Below are 15,936 nucleotides of genomic sequence, written 5' to 3' on the forward strand. Positions count from 1 at the left end.
CCCTAAAAAAGTTTAAGCTTAGAGGCTAAATACAATGAGTAAAGAAATTTTAGCGGTAGCAGAAGCGGTATCGAACGAAAAAGCGGTACCTCGTGAGCGTATCTTTGAGGCTCTTGAGATTGCTCTAGCAACTTCTACAAAGAAAAAATACGAAATCGAAATCGACGTACGTGTTGCCATTGACCGTAAAACTGGTGAGTTTGTGACTTACCGTCGTTGGTTAGTTGTTGATGATGTTGAGAACCCTACAAAAGAGATCTCACTAGAAGCAGCACAGTACGAAGATGACTCAATCGAGCTTGGCGACTACGTAGAAGACGAAATCGAATCAGTAACGTTTGACCGTATTACGACTCAAACGGCTAAGCAAGTTATCGTACAAAAAGTTCGTGAAGCTGAACGTGCACAAATCGTTGAGCAGTTCATCGACAATGAAGGTGATCTAATCACTGGCGTTGTGAAAAAAGTAAACCGCGACACAATCGTACTTGACCTTGGTAACAACGCTGAAGCGGTAATCCTACGTGATGACCAACTTCCTCGTGAAAACTTCCGTCCAGGCGACCGCGTTCGTGGTCTTCTTTACAAAGTCGCGCCAGAAGCACGTGGTTTCCAACTGTTCATCACTCGTTCTAAGCCTGAAATGCTGGCAGAACTATTCCGTGTTGAAGTGCCTGAAATCGCTGAAGATATTATCGAGTTGAAAGGCGCGGCACGTGATCCTGGTTCTCGTGCTAAGATCGCTGTCAAAACAAATGACAAACGTATCGACCCTGTAGGTGCGTGTGTTGGTATGCGTGGTGCACGTGTACAAGCTGTTTCTGGCGAACTTGGTGGTGAGCGTATCGATATTGTGCTTTGGGATGATAACCCAGCTCAATTCGTTATCAACGCAATGGCGCCAGCTGATGTTGCTTCTATCATCGTTGATGAGGATGCACACTCAATGGACATCGCAGTTGAAGCTGACAACCTAGCGCAAGCTATCGGTCGTAACGGTCAAAACGTGCGTCTAGCATCTCAGCTAACAGGTTGGGAACTGAATGTTATGACAGTTGCTGATCTTCAGAAGAAACACGCTGAAGAATCACAAGCATCTATTGAAAACTTCATGAAGTACCTAGATATTGAAGAAGACTTCGCTCAACTTCTTGTTGAAGAGGGTTTCTCAACGCTAGAAGAAATCGCATACGTGCCAGTTAACGAGCTACTAGAAATCGATGGTTTGAATGAAGAACTAATCGAAGAGCTTCGTGGACGTGCAAAAGATGCACTAACGACGATCGCACTAGCACAAGAAGAGTCTTTTGAAGGTCTAGAACCAGCTGAAGATCTGCTTGCACTTGAAGGTCTTGAGCGTGAGATGGCATTTAAATTGGCAGCGAAAGGTGTAGCGACACTGGAAGATCTTGCTGACCAAGGTATTGACGATTTAGAAGGTATCGAAGGCCTGACCGAAGAACGTGCAGGTGGGCTAATTATGGCCGCACGTAACATCTGTTGGTTCGGCGAAGAAGCATAATTTTCGGCAAGGAGGAAGCGGCATGACACAATTAACAGTTAAAGCACTGAGTGATGAGATTGGTACGCCAGTCGACCGCTTGATTGAACAACTTGCTGACGCTGGCATTAAAAAGGCGAGCTCTGACAATGTTACTGATGAAGAGAAGCAGAAGCTTCTCTCTCATTTAAAGAAAGAACACGGTGATAAATCAGGTGATTCAGAGCCGACTCGCCTTACGCTTCAGCGTAAAACTCGTAGTACACTTAGTGTGAACGCGGGTGGTGGCAAGAGTAAGAATGTTCAGGTTGAGGTGCGCAAAAAACGTACATACGTGAAGCGCAGCACAATTGAAGATGAAGCGAAACGTGAAGCTGAAGAAGCAGCACAACGTGAAGCAGAAGAAGCAGCAAAACGTGCAGCAGAAGAAGCTGCAAAACGTGAAGCTGAAGAAGCTGCAAAACGTGAAGCTGAAGAAGCTGCAAAACGTGAAGCGGAAGAAAAAGCGAAACGTGAAGCTGAAGAAAAAGCGAAGCGAGACGTAGATACGAATGCACAACGTAATGCTGAAGAAAAAGCAAAGCGTGATGCTGAAGAGAAAATTAAGCAAGAAGCAGCGCGAAAAGAGGCCGACGAGCTTAAACGTCGTCAGGAAGAAGAAGCTAAGCGTAAGGCTGAAGAGGAAAGTCAGCGCAAGCTTGAAGAAGCTCGCGAATTGGCTGAAAAGAATAAAGAGCGTTGGTCTGCTGCAGAAGAGAAAAAGGGTGATATGGAAGATACAGATTACCATGTAACGACTTCACAATACGCACGTGAAGCCGAAGATGAAGCAGATCGCAAAGTAGAGAGCGGTCGTCGTAAGAAGAAAAAAGCTTCAGGTAAAGACGACCAAGCTCGCGGTGGCCGTAACAACCAACGTGGCGGTAGAGGTCGTAAAGGCAAACTTGCTAAACCGACTTCAATGCAGCATGGCTTTGATAAGTCAGCAACGGTTGCTAAGCAAGACGTTGTAATTGGCGAAACGATCGTTCTATCAGAACTTGCTAACAAGATGTCGGTTAAAGCGACAGAAGTTATCAAAGTAATGATGAAGATGGGCGCTATGGCGACTATCAACCAAGTGATCGACCAAGAAACAGCACAACTTGTTGCTGAAGAAATGGGCCATAAAGTAGTTCTTCGTAAAGAGAACGAACTGGAAGAAGCGGTACTATCTGACCGTGACACTAACGCGGAAGCAGTTCCACGTGCTCCAGTTGTTACTATCATGGGTCACGTTGACCACGGTAAAACGTCAACACTTGACTACATCCGTCGCACACACGTTGCTTCTGGCGAAGCGGGTGGTATTACTCAGCACATTGGTGCGTACCACGTTGAAACAGACAACGGCATGATCACGTTCCTTGATACTCCTGGACACGCAGCGTTTACTGCAATGCGTGCTCGTGGTGCTCAAGCGACAGATATCGTTGTTCTTGTAGTTGCAGCAGACGATGGCGTAATGCCACAAACAGTAGAAGCGATTCAGCACGCGAAAGCGGCAGGCGTTCCTCTAATTGTTGCTGTGAACAAGATCGATAAAGAAGACGCGAACCCAGATAACGTTAAGAACGAGCTTGCTCAATACGACGTTATTCCTGAAGAGTGGGGCGGTGAGAACATGTTCGTTCACATCTCTGCTAAACAGGGTACAAACATCGATGGTCTTCTAGAAGCAATCCTTCTTCAGTCTGAAGTTCTTGAACTTACAGCTGTAGCTGAAGGCATGGCATCTGGTGTTGTTGTTGAATCTCGCCTAGATAAAGGTCGTGGTCCAGTTGCAACAGTACTTGTTCAATCAGGTACACTAAACAAAGGCGACATCGTTCTTTGTGGTCAAGAATACGGCCGTGTTCGTGCAATGCGTGATGAGCTAGGTAAAGAAATTACTTCGGCTGGCCCATCTATCCCTGTAGAGATCCTAGGTCTTTCAGGTGTACCATCTTCAGGTGATGAAGCAACAGTAGTTCGTGACGAGCGTAAAGCGCGTGAAGTAGCTAACTACCGTGCTGGTAAGTTCCGTGAAGTGAAACTTGCTCGTCAGCAGAAATCTAAACTAGAGAACATGTTCTCTAACATGACTGCTGGTGAAGTTGCTGAACTTAACGTTGTACTTAAAGCAGACGTTCAAGGTTCTGTAGAAGCAATCGCAGACTCACTAGTTAAGCTATCTACTGACGAAGTTAAAGTGAACATCGTTGGTTCTGGTGTTGGTGGTATTACGGAAACTGACGTAGTACTAGCGGAAGCTTCAAACGCAATCATCCTTGGCTTTAACGTTCGTGCAGATGCTTCTGCTCGCCGTGCTGTAGAAGCCGCAGCTGTTGACTTACGTTACTACTCAATCATTTACCAATTGATTGACGAAGTTAAACAAGCAATGGGTGGTATGCTTGCTCCAGAATTCAAGCAAGAGATCATTGGTCTTGCTGAAGTTCGTGACGTGTTTAAGTCACCGAAACTGGGCGCTATCGCTGGTTGTATGGTTACAGAAGGTGTGATCAAGCGTAACAACCCAATCCGTGTACTACGTGATAACGTTGTTATTTACGAAGGTGAACTAGAGTCGCTACGTCGTTTCAAAGATGACGTTCAAGAAGTTAAGAATGGCTACGAATGTGGTATCGGCGTTAAGAACTACAATGATGTTCGCGTTGGTGACCAAATCGAAGTCTTCGAAATCGTTGAAATTAAACGTACTCTAGACTAATTGACTAAAATTACTAATATTGTCTTTGAAAGATAAGTAGTAATTGGTTGTTGAATACACCATGGGGGGCTGGCTTTGACCAACCCCCCATTCTTTCTATATAAGAGTAAAGATATGTCAAAAGAATTTAGCCGAACGCAGCGCGTTGCACAGCAGCTGCAAAAAGAACTAGCGATGATCCTTCAACGTGAAGTTCGTGACTCTCGCCTTGGCATGGTGACGATCTCAGACGTAGAAGTCTCTCGTGACCTAGCTTACGCAAAAGTATTTGTGACCTTCCTATGTGTGGGCGAGCAAACACCAGAATCATGTCTAGCTGCACTACGCGAGCACGAAGTGCACATTCGCATGATGTTAGGTAAGCGCATTCGCCTACGTCTAACGCCAGAAATCCGCTTCCATTATGACAATACGCTTGTTGAAGGTATGCGTATGTCTAACCTAGTGTCTGAAGTGGTAAGCTCAGACAAGAAAAAGCAAAAAGATTCTGGTCGTGAGGACGAAGAATAATGGCTCGTCGTCGTAAAGGTCGTCCAATTAATGGCGTTATACTGTTGGATAAACCAACAGGTATCTCTTCCAATGATGCACTGCAAAAAGTAAAGCGAATCTACTTTGCTGAGAAAGCAGGCCACACTGGTGCCTTGGACCCATTAGCGACAGGCATGCTGCCAATTTGCTTGGGTGAGGCGACGAAGTTTTCTCAGTTTCTTCTAGATTCTGATAAACGCTACCGTGTGATCGCAAAGCTTGGTGAACGTACCAACACGTCTGACTCGGATGGTGAAGTCGTAGAGACACGTCCAATCGATGTTACGTTAGACAAGCTAGAAGCGTGCATTGAGAAGTTCCGTGGCGAATCTGATCAAGTACCTTCCATGTTTTCAGCGTTGAAATATCAAGGGAAACCCTTGTATGAATACGCTCGCAAAGGCATCGAAGTTCCGCGTGAATCTCGTAAGATCACGGTATACGAGATTGTTCTTCACCGTTTTGAAGGCGATGAAGTCGAGATGGAAGTTCATTGCTCAAAAGGCACCTACATTCGTACCATCGTGGATGACCTAGGCGAAATGTTAGGTTGTGGTGCGCACGTAACTATGCTTCGACGCACTGGTGTTGCGAAATACCCTTACGAGAAGATGGTGACACTTGAGCAACTGAATGAGTTACTAGAGCAAGCACACCGTGAAGAACGCGCTCCTCGAGAACTACTGGACCCATTGCTGTTACCAATGGATACAGCGGTAGAAGACTTACCAGAAGTCAACTTAGTGCCTGAACTGGCGGATATGGTTCAGCATGGGCAACCTGTTCAAGTATTTGGTGCGCCTACCGAAGGCTCACTTCGCCTTACCATGGGTGAAGAGCGTTTGTTTATTGGCGTTGGCGAAATGAACGAAGATGGCAAAATCGCTCCTAAGCGATTGGTCGTGTTCCGAGATGACGTCGCATCTAAGTAAATGATTGAAAATACCGACCTGAGTGTCGGTATTTTTATATTGCACGAGATAGGAAATTTCCCTATAATCCGCGCTTCGCGTAGCGGCTGAATCAGAGATTGGCTGCTACAACTTTAAACCTACTCTTATTAGGAGAGAATTATGTCTCTGAATGCAGAAACTAAAGCAGCAATCGTTGCAGAATACGCACAAGGCGAAGGCGACACTGGTTCACCAGAAGTTCAAGTAGCTCTACTTACAGCTTCTATCAACCACCTACAAGGTCACTTCAAAGCGCACAAAGGCGATCACCACAGCCGTCGTGGTCTTCTACGCATGGTTTCTCGTCGTCGTAAGCTTCTAGATTACCTAAAAGGTAAAAACCTAGCTCGCTACCAAGACCTAATCAAACGTCTAGGCCTACGTCGCTAATCAGCGACTGCATAGCAGTTTGTCTAAAAAGGGGCTTTATGCCCCTTTTTTGTTGCCTAAATTTAGCCAAATTAGACTTATGCCGTTATAATACTGGCGGCTAAACCTTGTAAGAGGTTTTCTCAAAAGCTCATAGCATTACAGTCAACCACGTCGACCAAAAGGTCGCGACTATTCAAAAGGAATTTCCGAGTTTCTTTTTACTAGTCGCGATTCGTAATGCCTTGAGTGTCAATTAACACATCTAAGATTTCTTTAAGCACTAAAGGAAGATTAGAAACAAGGAATAACAATGTTCGAAAAACCAGTTGTTAAAACGTTCCAGTACGGTAACCACACAGTTACTTTAGAAACTGGCGTTATTGCACGTCAAGCTACAGCAGCAGTTATGGTCACAATGGATGATACGTCTGTATTCGTATCTGTTGTAGGTAAAAAAGAAGCCGTTGCAGGTCAAGACTTCTTCCCACTAACGGTTAACTACCAAGAGCGTACTTACGCTGCGGGTAAAATCCCAGGCGGCTTCTTCAAGCGTGAAGGTCGTCCTTCTGAAGGCGAAACGCTAACAGCTCGTCTAATCGACCGTCCAATCCGTCCGCTATTCCCAGACGCGTTTAAAAACGAAGTTCAGGTTATCGCGACAGTAATGTCTGTAAACCCAGATGTTCAGCCAGATATCGTTACAATGATCGGTACTTCTGCTGCTCTTGCTATCTCTGGCATTCCATTCAACGGCCCTATCGGTGCGGCGCGTGTTGGTCATATCGATGGTCAGCTTGTACTTAACCCTAGCCAAACTGAACTAGAAACTTCTAAGCTTGATCTTGTTGTTGCTGGTACAGAATCAGCCGTACTGATGGTTGAATCAGAAGCGGACAACCTAACTGAAGAAGAAATGCTAGCAGCGGTTGTTTACGGTCATGATCAACAACAAGTTGCTATCAAAGCTATCAACGAATTCAAAGCAGAAGTGGCAACTCCTGCTTGGGATTGGGTAGCTCCTGAAGAAAACACAGCGCTTAAAGATAAGATTGCTGAGCTAGCAGAAGCGAAGCTTGTTGAGGCTTACAAAATCACTGAGAAGATGGCTCGTTACGACCGTATCAATGAGATCGCTGCGGAAGTAAATGAAGTTCTTCTAGCTGAAGATCCTGAAGCGGATACAAAAGAAATTCACACTATCTTCCATGATCTAGAGAAAACAGTCGTACGTCGTAGCATCATCGCGGGTAACCCTCGTATTGATGGCCGTGAAAAAGACATGGTTCGTGCACTAGATGTACGCACTGGTGTTCTTCCTCGCACACACGGTAGCGCACTATTCACTCGTGGTGAAACTCAGGCTATCGTGACGGCAACTCTAGGTACTCAGCGTGATGCTCAAATCATTGATGAGCTAACAGGCGAGCGTAAAGATCACTTCCTACTGCACTACAACTTCCCTCCATACTGTGTAGGTGAGACTGGTTTTGTAGGTTCTCCTAAGCGTCGTGAAATCGGCCACGGTAAACTGGCTAAACGTGGTATCGCAGCAGTAATGCCATCAGTAGATGAGTTCCCATACACAGTACGTGTTGTATCGGAAATCACTGAATCTAACGGTTCATCTTCAATGGCTTCTGTATGTGGTACGTCTCTTGCGCTTATGGACGCAGGTGTGCCAATCAAGTCTTCTGTTGCGGGTATCGCAATGGGCCTTGTTAAAGAAGGCGACGACTTCGTTGTTCTTTCTGACATCCTTGGTGACGAAGACCATCTAGGTGATATGGACTTTAAAGTAGCAGGTACTAACACTGGTATCACTGCTCTTCAAATGGACATCAAGATCGAAGGCATCACTAAAGAAATCATGCAAATTGCGCTTAACCAAGCTCAAGGCGCACGTAAGCACATCCTATCTGTAATGGATGAAGCAATCTCTGGTGCCCGTGAAGACATCTCTGAATTTGCTCCTCGTATTCACACGATGAAGATCAGCGCAGAGAAGATCAAAGACGTTATCGGTAAAGGTGGTGCAGTTATCCGTGCTCTAACTGAAGAGACTGGTACAACTATCGAAATCGAAGACGACGGTACTATCAAGATTGCTGCAACTGAAGGCACTGCTGCGAAAGAAGCTATCCGCCGTATCGAAGAGATCACTGCTGAAGTTGAAGTTGGCCGTATCTACACGGGTAAAGTTGCACGTCTAGCTGACTTCGGTGCATTCGTAACGGTTCTTCCAGGCAAAGATGGTCTTGTACACATTTCTCAAATCGCAGAAAAACGTGTTGAGAAAGTGTCTGACTACCTAGCTGAAGGCCAAGAAGTTCAAGTTAAAGTTCTTGAAATCGACCGCCAAGGCCGTGTACGTCTAAGCATGAAAGAAGCGGTAGAAAAGCCAGCTGAAGAAGCTGCTGCTGAAGCACCAGCTGCGAAAGACGAGTAAGACAAAATGAGACTTTCAGCCTTTTATTAGATTAAGGGCCTGAAAGCATGTTATAAAAGGGGAGCATTTTCGCTCCCCTTTTTTTGGTTTATTTCGACGCATTAACCTCAAACGAGGTTATCGCCTATATTGCATTAAGAGAAATAAATTTTGAGCGGTCCAAACAGGAGTATCAATTAGTGAAATGGTTTCAAACCGCAAGTTTATGTGTTGCTATCGCGCTGACCGGTTGTGCAAATACTTCTCAGCAATCAGCACAAAAGTGGCTATATCCACCGATGGCGGTGCCACTTCAGCCTAGCGTTCAACAAGAAGTACAAATCGCGCGTTTATCGCAGTTGCTACAACGTCCTGATCTCAGTGATGAAGTACGCGCTAAAATGCATTATGAGCGCGGTAGCTACTACGATAGCGTTGGTTTGCGTGATCTTGCCCGTTTGGACTTTAACCAGTCTTTGCAGTTGAATCCTGCTCAACCGGATATCTTCAATCTTTTGGGGGTGTATTTCACCCAAGTAGGGGAGTTTGACGCGGCTTATGAAGCGTTTGATTCGACCATAGAGTTGGCTCCGGATAATACCTATGCTGAGCGCAACCGTGCGATTGCACTATATTATGGTGGCCGAATCGATCTCGCTTTAGAAGATATGACCAAGCACTATCAAGAAATGCCAACGGATCCTTTTCGTTCATTATGGCTGTACATCATCGAAGCTGAGCAAAATCCAGAGCAAGCAAAAGCCAATCTTCAACAGCGTTATTTACGAGATCGTAGTGAAGAGTGGGGATGGGTTCTTGTTGCCATCATGCTGCGAGACGTCTCGGACGAAGACGCGCTTAAAGCCATTATGGATGGAACGAGAGAGAACTATCGCCTAGCTGAACGATTAACGGAAACGTATTTCTACCTTGGAAAGCGTAATCAGCTTGAAGGTGACATCGCAAGTGCCATCTCACTTTATAAGCTCGCGATTTCGTTCAACGTTTATGATTATGTTGAGCACCGGTATTCCTTCTTGGAACTGGCACAAATCTACGATCAATTACAGCAAGATAGATTAGCCAAGCTAAAGGCCGCTAAGAAGCAGGAAATGGAATGATTTAGAGCCGCTCGATGAGAGCGGCTTTTTTTATGATTGAACTTGATTAGTGACTCATTTAAAATAGTTAGCCTTGCTAACTAAGTGGTGGTGGCTTTTATGGCACTAGAAGAAAGCTTGATTGATTTAGAGCGTTTTTGCGCAAAAGCTTGGCGTGTTTATGCCAAAGAAGATCCGTTATCACATCTAAGCTTTAATGAGTTCGATTATTTACGTGTGATTCAGGTTTACCCTGAGGGTGTACGAATAACCGATCTTGCAGAAGAGTTGCAAGTGACTAAGCCTTCCGCATCGACAATGGTTGTTCGTTTGGAAAAAAAGGGTTTAGTGAAACGCATCGCATGTAATGAGGATGCCCGTGCTAAGCGTGTATTGCTGACAGAAGAAGTCGCAGAAAAAATGTCTTTGGAGCAGGTGGTTTACAAAGATATCTCTGAACAAATGATGCAACAATTAAATCAGCAAGAAGCTGAGCAGTTACAAGCTTTACTGAATAAGGCATTGAGCAATAAGTCATTTTAAATTAAACCAAAGGCCTCCGCTGTACGCATTAGCCTTTGGTGTTTCATTTTTCTTTTATTTAATTTAACCATTTAGTTAGTCTTGCTAATTAAATGGTTAGCTTTGCTAACTACTGGTGGCAGTCATGCAAAACTCAATTTATAGACAGTTTTGGAAATATACGATTCCAACCGTCGCAGCAATGCTCGTGAACGGTTTATATCAAATAGTTGATGGCATTTTTATTGGCCGTTATGTTGGTGCTGACGGATTAGCAGGGATCAATGTTGCGTGGCCGGTCATCGGTTCTATCCTCGGTATAGGGATGATGATTGGGGTGGGGACTGGTGCGCTAACGTCGATTAAGCAAGGAGAAAACGATCATGAGGGCGCGAAGCGTATTTTAACGACCGGATTGGGGTTGTTAGCGATATTGATGCCGGTCGTTGCTACCATATTGTTCTATTTTGCCGATGAATTTATTCGCTGGCAGGGGGCGGAAGGGCGAGTGTTTGAACTCGCGCTGCAATATCTGCATATTCTGATTGTCGCGTGCGTATTTACGCTAGGCTCTATCGCGGTTCCATTTCTTTTACGCAATGACGACAGCCCGAACTTAGCAACGATGCTGATGGTCATCGGTGCTGTCATTAATATTGTATTAGACTACGTATTTATTGCTTGGTTGGGGTGGGAGTTAACCGGAGCGGCCATTGCTACAGCGCTGGCACAATTGGTGGTAACCGTGCTTGGTATCGGTTACTTCTTTACTTCAAAAGCGACCTTACGCCTTCGAATCAGTGACTTTAAGGTTCAAGTCGATGTTGCACCAAAGATTATAATGATCGGTACATCTAGCTTCTTTATGTACGCGTACGGTTCTGTGATGGTGGCAATGCACAACGCATTATTTGCTCAGTACGGAAGTGCAATGTTAATAGGGGCGTATGCCATTTTGGGATATATCGTGACGGTTTACTATCTGATTGCAGAGGGAATCGCGAACGGTATGCAACCTCTAGTGAGTTTCAATCACGGGGCGCGCAACCAGGCGAACGTCAGAAAATTACTGCAAGTCGCAATGGGGACATCTGTGCTTGGTGGTGTAGCGTTTGTGGGTTTGATGAACCTTTTCCCGTACGAGTTGGTCTCGGTGTTTAACAATGCTGATCAACAGTTGATTGATAGCACGGTGATCGGGATTCGTTTACACATGTTTGCGTTGTTCCTAGATGGCTTTTTAGTCGTGGCGGCTGCGTACTACCAATCGGTAAACAAAGGCAGCAAAGCCATGTTTGTGACACTAGGCAACATGTTGGTTCAACTGCCGTTTTTGTTCGTTATGCCGAAACTGTTTGGCGTGACAGGCATTTGGCTGGCTTTCCCACTGTCCAATATTGCGCTGAGTTTAGTCGTGGTCAGTATGTTGTGGCGGGACGTGAAAAAGCTGCTAAACGAAACTTCGGCTGAGCCAACAGTGCAAGCCTGTTAACAATGGCTGATAGAGAAAAGCGAGGTTGGGCCTCGCTTTTCTTTTTTGGGGAGCTAAATGTTTTTTACTTCTAAGCCAGCTAGCTGATGCCAATAGCCATTGCATTGGCGGCTTTCAAGTTTTTCAGGGTTGTCGCCGTGCTCGTTTGAGCGAAAATGCTCTAACTCAGAAAGTGTACTCACACCGAGAGGGCTTAAGCGGACCACATCAACCAGCCCTTGCATGCTTGGTAAGTCATTTCTCAGGTTATAACAATACCCTGATTGCGTTTGAATGCCGTTAAGGTTAAAGACTTCTTGCCCTTCTTGGCTGCTGACCTGGATACCCGTAGGATATTTGATACAGCAGGTTTCGCAATCGTCTTTAGCTCGGTTTTCAGCTCGGGCTGTGAAACAGCGAGCGGAATACGCTAAAGGCAAATAACCGTGGCTAAATACCTCAACTTCAAACTTGTTACGAATACCAAGCTCGTCACACTGAACTAAAGTATCGTTTAACCATTCGCGAGAGAGCTCGACAGGCATGCACCAACGCATCATACCTTGCTTCAAAAATAAGTTGAGCGTGTGTGCGTTATAAGTATTGATTGCAGGACCAACGACGAAAGGCACTTTATGCTCTGATGCTAATTGAACCGCCGATACGTCATTAGCCTCAATGGCGAAGTCACCGTTATTGATGTACTTCTTCATGATGTTTACTTCACTCGGTGCTTCCAGTAGCGCCATCGTAGAGATAACGACTTGCTTGCCAGAGGCAGATAAGTCTTTGGCGATTTCCAACCAGTGGGCTGGTTTCATTTCTCTGCGTTTAGAGCAAACCGATTCACCCAGGTAAATAATGTCTGCAGAGCTTTGTTTTGCTTGTTGGTAGAAGGCTTCTACATCTTGTTTTGGCCAAAAATAGAGTAGTGGGCCAAGTGCGTATTTCATTGAGTTATCCATCTTAACCTCTACTGCCATTTACGGTGGTAAGCACCTAGGGTGGTTTGCGTTCCTTCTGACACATTTGCGAGCGTCGCATCCCATGCGGCTTCAACTTGGTAAGCTTCTGGGTTGGCTTGGTAGCGATCGATCGCGGCTCGCCATGTTCGAGTGACTTGCTCTACGTAAGCTGGGCTGCGTTGGCGCCCTTCAATTTTTACAGACGCGACATTAGCGGCAAACAGTTCTGGCAGCATCGAAAGGGTGTTCAAACTGGTTGGCTCTTCCAGAGCATGATAGCGTTTTTTCTCACCATCAATTTCTGTTTCAAAACGACCTTTACAAAGTGTAGGGTAGCCCGCGTTTTCTCCTGCGCAGTAGCGGTCAATTAGGATATTGTTTAGACGAGACTCAAGACCTTGATCAGTTTCTTGCCAACGAACGTATTTGGCAGGAGAACAGGCACCCACAGTGTTTGGGGACTCACCCGTCATGTATGATGACAAATAACAACGGCCTTCGGACATAATACAAAGGCTACCAAAAGCAAAGACTTCTAGCTCGACATCGCTAGTGATGTTGCGCGAAAGCTGTTTGACCTGATGAATCGATAAGACGCGAGGCAGCACCACACGTTTTACGTTGAAGTTCTGTTTATAAAAATCAATGGCTGCGATGTTGGTCGCTGATGCTTGCACTGAAAGATGTAGTTCCAGATCGGGATATTTGCGAGCTGCATACTCCAGAACTGCAATGTCTGCAACAATCAGCGCGTCCACACCCAATGCCGCTGCATTGTCTACCGCGTTCGTCCAGCGCTCAAAGCCATTGGGATGAGCGAAGGTATTCAACGCGACATGAATTTTTTTGTCGCGGTCGTGAACGTATTGCACCGCTTTTTCTAACTTTTTGCCGTTAAAGTTGAGGCCAGCAAAGTGACGGGCGTTGGTATCATCTTTGAAGCCAATGTAGACGGCATCGGCACCGCAATCAATCGCAGTTTTTAACGCAGGCAGGTTACCCGCGGGACACAAGAGTTCCATATGCTCACAATCATTGAGAATAAAAAGGTGTCCGCATTTTATGAAGAATTATGAATAGCGAAATTGACCTAAGTTAGGTTTAGCTCAATAAAGTCGATATTTACCCCTTGAGAGTAAGGGTATCGAGTCGGGGTTAGTTCTTGTGACGACGATTCTGTACAAACAGCTCTTCAATTTCATGTTTTGGCTGTGGGCGATAAAAATGGAATCCTTGAATCGCATTACATTGAAGGTTAGAGAGCAAAGTAGCTTGCTGGTGGGTTTCCACCCCCTCGGCAACCACCGTCAAGTCGAGTGACTTACCCAGATTAATGATGTTTTCAATCACAGTGACCTGTTTGGGTAGCGTGTCGATATCGTTAATAAACGCACGGTCGATTTTCAGCTCGTCGATAGGGAAGCGCGCTAAGTAGGAAAGGGAAGAGTAACCGGTACCAAAGTCATCGATAGAGAGAGCGAAGCCCAGTTTCTTAATCGCATTCAGCATTTGCAGTGTATGTTCGCTATCACTCATCACGGCACTTTCGGTTAGCTCGAAGGTAATACAGCTTGGATCAAGCTCGGTAGTGCGAAGCAACTTTTCCATAAAGTCGATCAGCTGTGGATTACCAAATTGCTCGGGAGAGAGGTTGATAGCGACACGACCTGGCAGTATGCCTTGTTGTTTCCAACGTTTTACCGTATTGAAAACATCACGCATCACGACGCGTCCAAGGTGTTCGATTAACCCTGCACGCTCGGCGACAGGAATGAATGAACCTGGGCTAATGTAACCTTCGACAGGGTGTTTCCAACGAACGAGCGCTTCGGCACCGTTAATGCTGAAGTCACGCGCGTTAACCTTTGGTTGATACCACACTTCTAAACCGTTCTGCTGCAATGCTTTTTGCAGTTCGATTTCAAGCCACAAACGCATGCGCGCTTCTTTGTTCATCTGGTCGTTAAATTTGATCAGGCGATTTCGGCCACGATCTTTGGCTTCATACATCGCCGTATCAGCATTTTGTAGCAGGATTCTCGCATCTTGCCCGTCTTCAGGGTAACGAACGCTACCAATTGAGCACGCAAGGCGTTTGCTGAAGTGGTGTAAATCGAAAGGTTGGTTGATCAACGAGATAATGCGATCTGACAAAATTTCAGCCATGCGGGTATTTTCTGGTTCTGGCAGAATGACGCCAAACTCATCGCCACCCAAATGGCCAATAATCGCTTGGTTTGGGAGTAATCGTTTAAGACGGGCCGATACCTCTTGAATCACTTTATCGCCAATGTGGTGACCAAGTGAATCATTAATGTTTTTGAAGTTATCGATATCCAAATAGAACACAAGAAGCGGCGTTTGCTTTTTGATCAGCTGTTCCAAACGTTTGGTAAAACCAAAGCGGTTGTAGAGTTTGGTGAGCGAATCAATATGTATGTCTTCATTCGATGCAGAAGACAAATTCTTGGGTGTATCGTCAGCGTCTTGGATCAAGATGATTTGAGACTCGCTACCTAATATCGCCGTGGAATCAGCGTGTAACTGAACTTTTCGTTCAAAGCCACATCTCGCGCTGGTTAAGCAAACAAAAGGCTTGTCAGAAATTAATGTACTCAAACGATGACTAAACACTTTCTTGCTGTTTTCATCGATGAATAAACGGCTGAGCTCTTCGCCTAACAACTCATGGGGAGAGTTCAGTCCCAGAAGACGTGCTGATGCAGGGTTGGCAGAGATGATAATGTCATCTTCGATAAGCAGCAGACCGTCAGGCAGTAGTTGTGTCAATTTCGCAAACTTACTTTCGGACTCTTCTAAGGAGCGTACGAGGATCTGCTTTTCTGAAGTATCCACAGCGTGAAAAACGACAAAGCGAATTTCGTTACCTTCAAAAACCGGTGACAGACTAAAGTACAGGCTGGTTTCAAGGTCGGTTTCATCGAGGGTGATTTCGGCTTCGACATGCGTTCCTTTGAATGCACGCTGATAGTAGGGCGCCAGCTTTTTATAAAACTGCTCGCCCAGTACCTGGCAATCGTTTAAGCCGATGATTTCCTCATGACTTAAACCTGCGATATCGCAGTAACGGTCACTTACCATTCGATAATTGTGTTTTTTATCAAGAATGGCAAAGAAGAAAGGGCTATTTGAGGTTAGCGTGGCAAACCAATGTTTTAATTGCTGGGAAGGCATTAGGGTATTACCGATCTCCAATGAGCCAGATTATTCGTCCGTGTATAAAAAGCGACACCCTGATAAGCCTGCGGCGGTCTACTATCAAGTCCAGTATCGCTTGCCATTAAAGGGCTCGCGGTTTTAACTTTACAGTCGACAATCACATG

12 protein-coding genes are annotated in these 15,936 nt (G+C 45.5%); 9 read left to right on the top strand and 3 right to left on the bottom strand.

From position 1 onward, the window contains the following. Positions 1-34: 34 nt before the first annotated feature. From nusA to L3V32_RS06310, 9 genes are all read left to right on the top strand, one after another. The gene (nusA, locus tag L3V32_RS06270; protein ID WP_237283989.1) at positions 35-1,522 is read left to right on the top strand and encodes a transcription termination factor NusA; all 1,488 of its coding nucleotides are present in this window, start codon (positions 35-37) and stop codon (positions 1,520-1,522) included. A gap of 22 nt (positions 1,523-1,544) precedes the next feature. Then, entirely contained in the window at positions 1,545-4,253 is a 2,709-nt protein-coding gene (gene infB / locus L3V32_RS06275; RefSeq protein WP_012841448.1) for a translation initiation factor IF-2, read from the top strand. 114 nt (positions 4,254-4,367) lie between these two features. After that, a complete protein-coding gene (gene rbfA, locus L3V32_RS06280) occupies positions 4,368-4,763 on the top strand; it encodes a 30S ribosome-binding factor RbfA (protein WP_005394657.1) in 396 nt (131 codons plus the stop codon). Then, entirely contained in the window at positions 4,763-5,716 is a 954-nt protein-coding gene (truB, locus tag L3V32_RS06285; protein ID WP_005394656.1) for a tRNA pseudouridine(55) synthase TruB, read from the top strand. Before rbfA ends, truB begins: the two co-directional genes overlap by 1 nt. 141 nt (positions 5,717-5,857) lie before the next feature. After that, the gene (gene rpsO / locus L3V32_RS06290) at positions 5,858-6,127 is read left to right on the top strand and encodes a 30S ribosomal protein S15 (RefSeq protein WP_005380094.1); all 270 of its coding nucleotides are present in this window, start codon (positions 5,858-5,860) and stop codon (positions 6,125-6,127) included. Positions 6,128-6,419: 292 nt separating this feature from the next. Next, entirely contained in the window at positions 6,420-8,555 is a 2,136-nt protein-coding gene (gene pnp, locus L3V32_RS06295) for a polyribonucleotide nucleotidyltransferase (RefSeq protein WP_005394655.1), read from the top strand. A 179-nt stretch (positions 8,556-8,734) separates the two neighbouring features. After that, positions 8,735-9,655, top strand: a complete 921-nt coding sequence (gene nlpI, locus L3V32_RS06300; protein ID WP_005394654.1) for a lipoprotein NlpI — start codon at positions 8,735-8,737, stop codon at positions 9,653-9,655. A gap of 99 nt (positions 9,656-9,754) precedes the next feature. Beyond that, complete coding sequence (locus L3V32_RS06305) at positions 9,755-10,177, top strand: MarR family winged helix-turn-helix transcriptional regulator (RefSeq protein WP_005394653.1); 423 nt, start codon at positions 9,755-9,757, stop codon at positions 10,175-10,177. A gap of 124 nt (positions 10,178-10,301) precedes the next feature. Continuing rightward, the gene (locus L3V32_RS06310; protein ID WP_237283990.1) at positions 10,302-11,648 is read left to right on the top strand and encodes an MATE family efflux transporter; all 1,347 of its coding nucleotides are present in this window, start codon (positions 10,302-10,304) and stop codon (positions 11,646-11,648) included. A 53-nt stretch (positions 11,649-11,701) separates the two neighbouring features. Here the strand turns inward: L3V32_RS06310 and L3V32_RS06315 are convergent, their stop codons facing one another. The 3 genes from L3V32_RS06315 to L3V32_RS06325 form a co-directional block, all read right to left on the bottom strand. Beyond that, a complete protein-coding gene (locus tag L3V32_RS06315) occupies positions 11,702-12,580 on the bottom strand; it encodes a U32 family peptidase (RefSeq protein WP_164666362.1) in 879 nt (292 codons plus the stop codon). Between the two features lie 20 nt (positions 12,581-12,600). Next, positions 12,601-13,614 (bottom strand): peptidase U32 family protein, encoded by a 1,014-nt coding sequence (locus tag L3V32_RS06320; protein ID WP_005394650.1) that lies wholly within the window; start codon positions 13,612-13,614, stop codon positions 12,601-12,603. 133 nt (positions 13,615-13,747) lie between these two features. Further along, positions 13,748-15,787 carry a bifunctional diguanylate cyclase/phosphodiesterase gene (locus L3V32_RS06325; RefSeq protein WP_237283991.1) on the bottom strand — a complete coding sequence of 680 codons (2,040 nt, stop codon included), beginning with the start codon at positions 15,785-15,787 and terminating at the stop codon, positions 13,748-13,750. Positions 15,788-15,936: the final 149 nt, after the last annotated feature.

This window comes from Vibrio sp. J2-4, assembly GCF_021728155.1.
GTDB lineage: Bacteria > Pseudomonadota > Gammaproteobacteria > Enterobacterales > Vibrionaceae > Vibrio > Vibrio diabolicus.

Coding starts and splice junctions, on each gene's coding strand:
- nusA (WP_237283989.1), top strand. CDS start 35: ATGAGTAAAGAAATTTTAGCGGTAGCAGAAGCGGTATCGAACGAAAAA.
- infB (WP_012841448.1), top strand. CDS start 1,545: ATGACACAATTAACAGTTAAAGCACTGAGTGATGAGATTGGTACGCCA.
- rbfA (WP_005394657.1), top strand. CDS start 4,368: ATGTCAAAAGAATTTAGCCGAACGCAGCGCGTTGCACAGCAGCTGCAA.
- truB (WP_005394656.1), top strand. CDS start 4,763: ATGGCTCGTCGTCGTAAAGGTCGTCCAATTAATGGCGTTATACTGTTG.
- rpsO (WP_005380094.1), top strand. CDS start 5,858: ATGTCTCTGAATGCAGAAACTAAAGCAGCAATCGTTGCAGAATACGCA.
- pnp (WP_005394655.1), top strand. CDS start 6,420: ATGTTCGAAAAACCAGTTGTTAAAACGTTCCAGTACGGTAACCACACA.
- L3V32_RS06305 (WP_005394653.1), top strand. CDS start 9,755: ATGGCACTAGAAGAAAGCTTGATTGATTTAGAGCGTTTTTGCGCAAAA.
- L3V32_RS06310 (WP_237283990.1), top strand. CDS start 10,302: ATGCAAAACTCAATTTATAGACAGTTTTGGAAATATACGATTCCAACC.
- L3V32_RS06315 (WP_164666362.1), bottom strand. CDS start 12,580: ATGAAATACGCACTTGGCCCACTACTCTATTTTTGGCCAAAACAAGAT.
- L3V32_RS06320 (WP_005394650.1), bottom strand. CDS start 13,614: ATGGAACTCTTGTGTCCCGCGGGTAACCTGCCTGCGTTAAAAACTGCG.
- L3V32_RS06325 (WP_237283991.1), bottom strand. CDS start 15,787: ATGCCTTCCCAGCAATTAAAACATTGGTTTGCCACGCTAACCTCAAAT.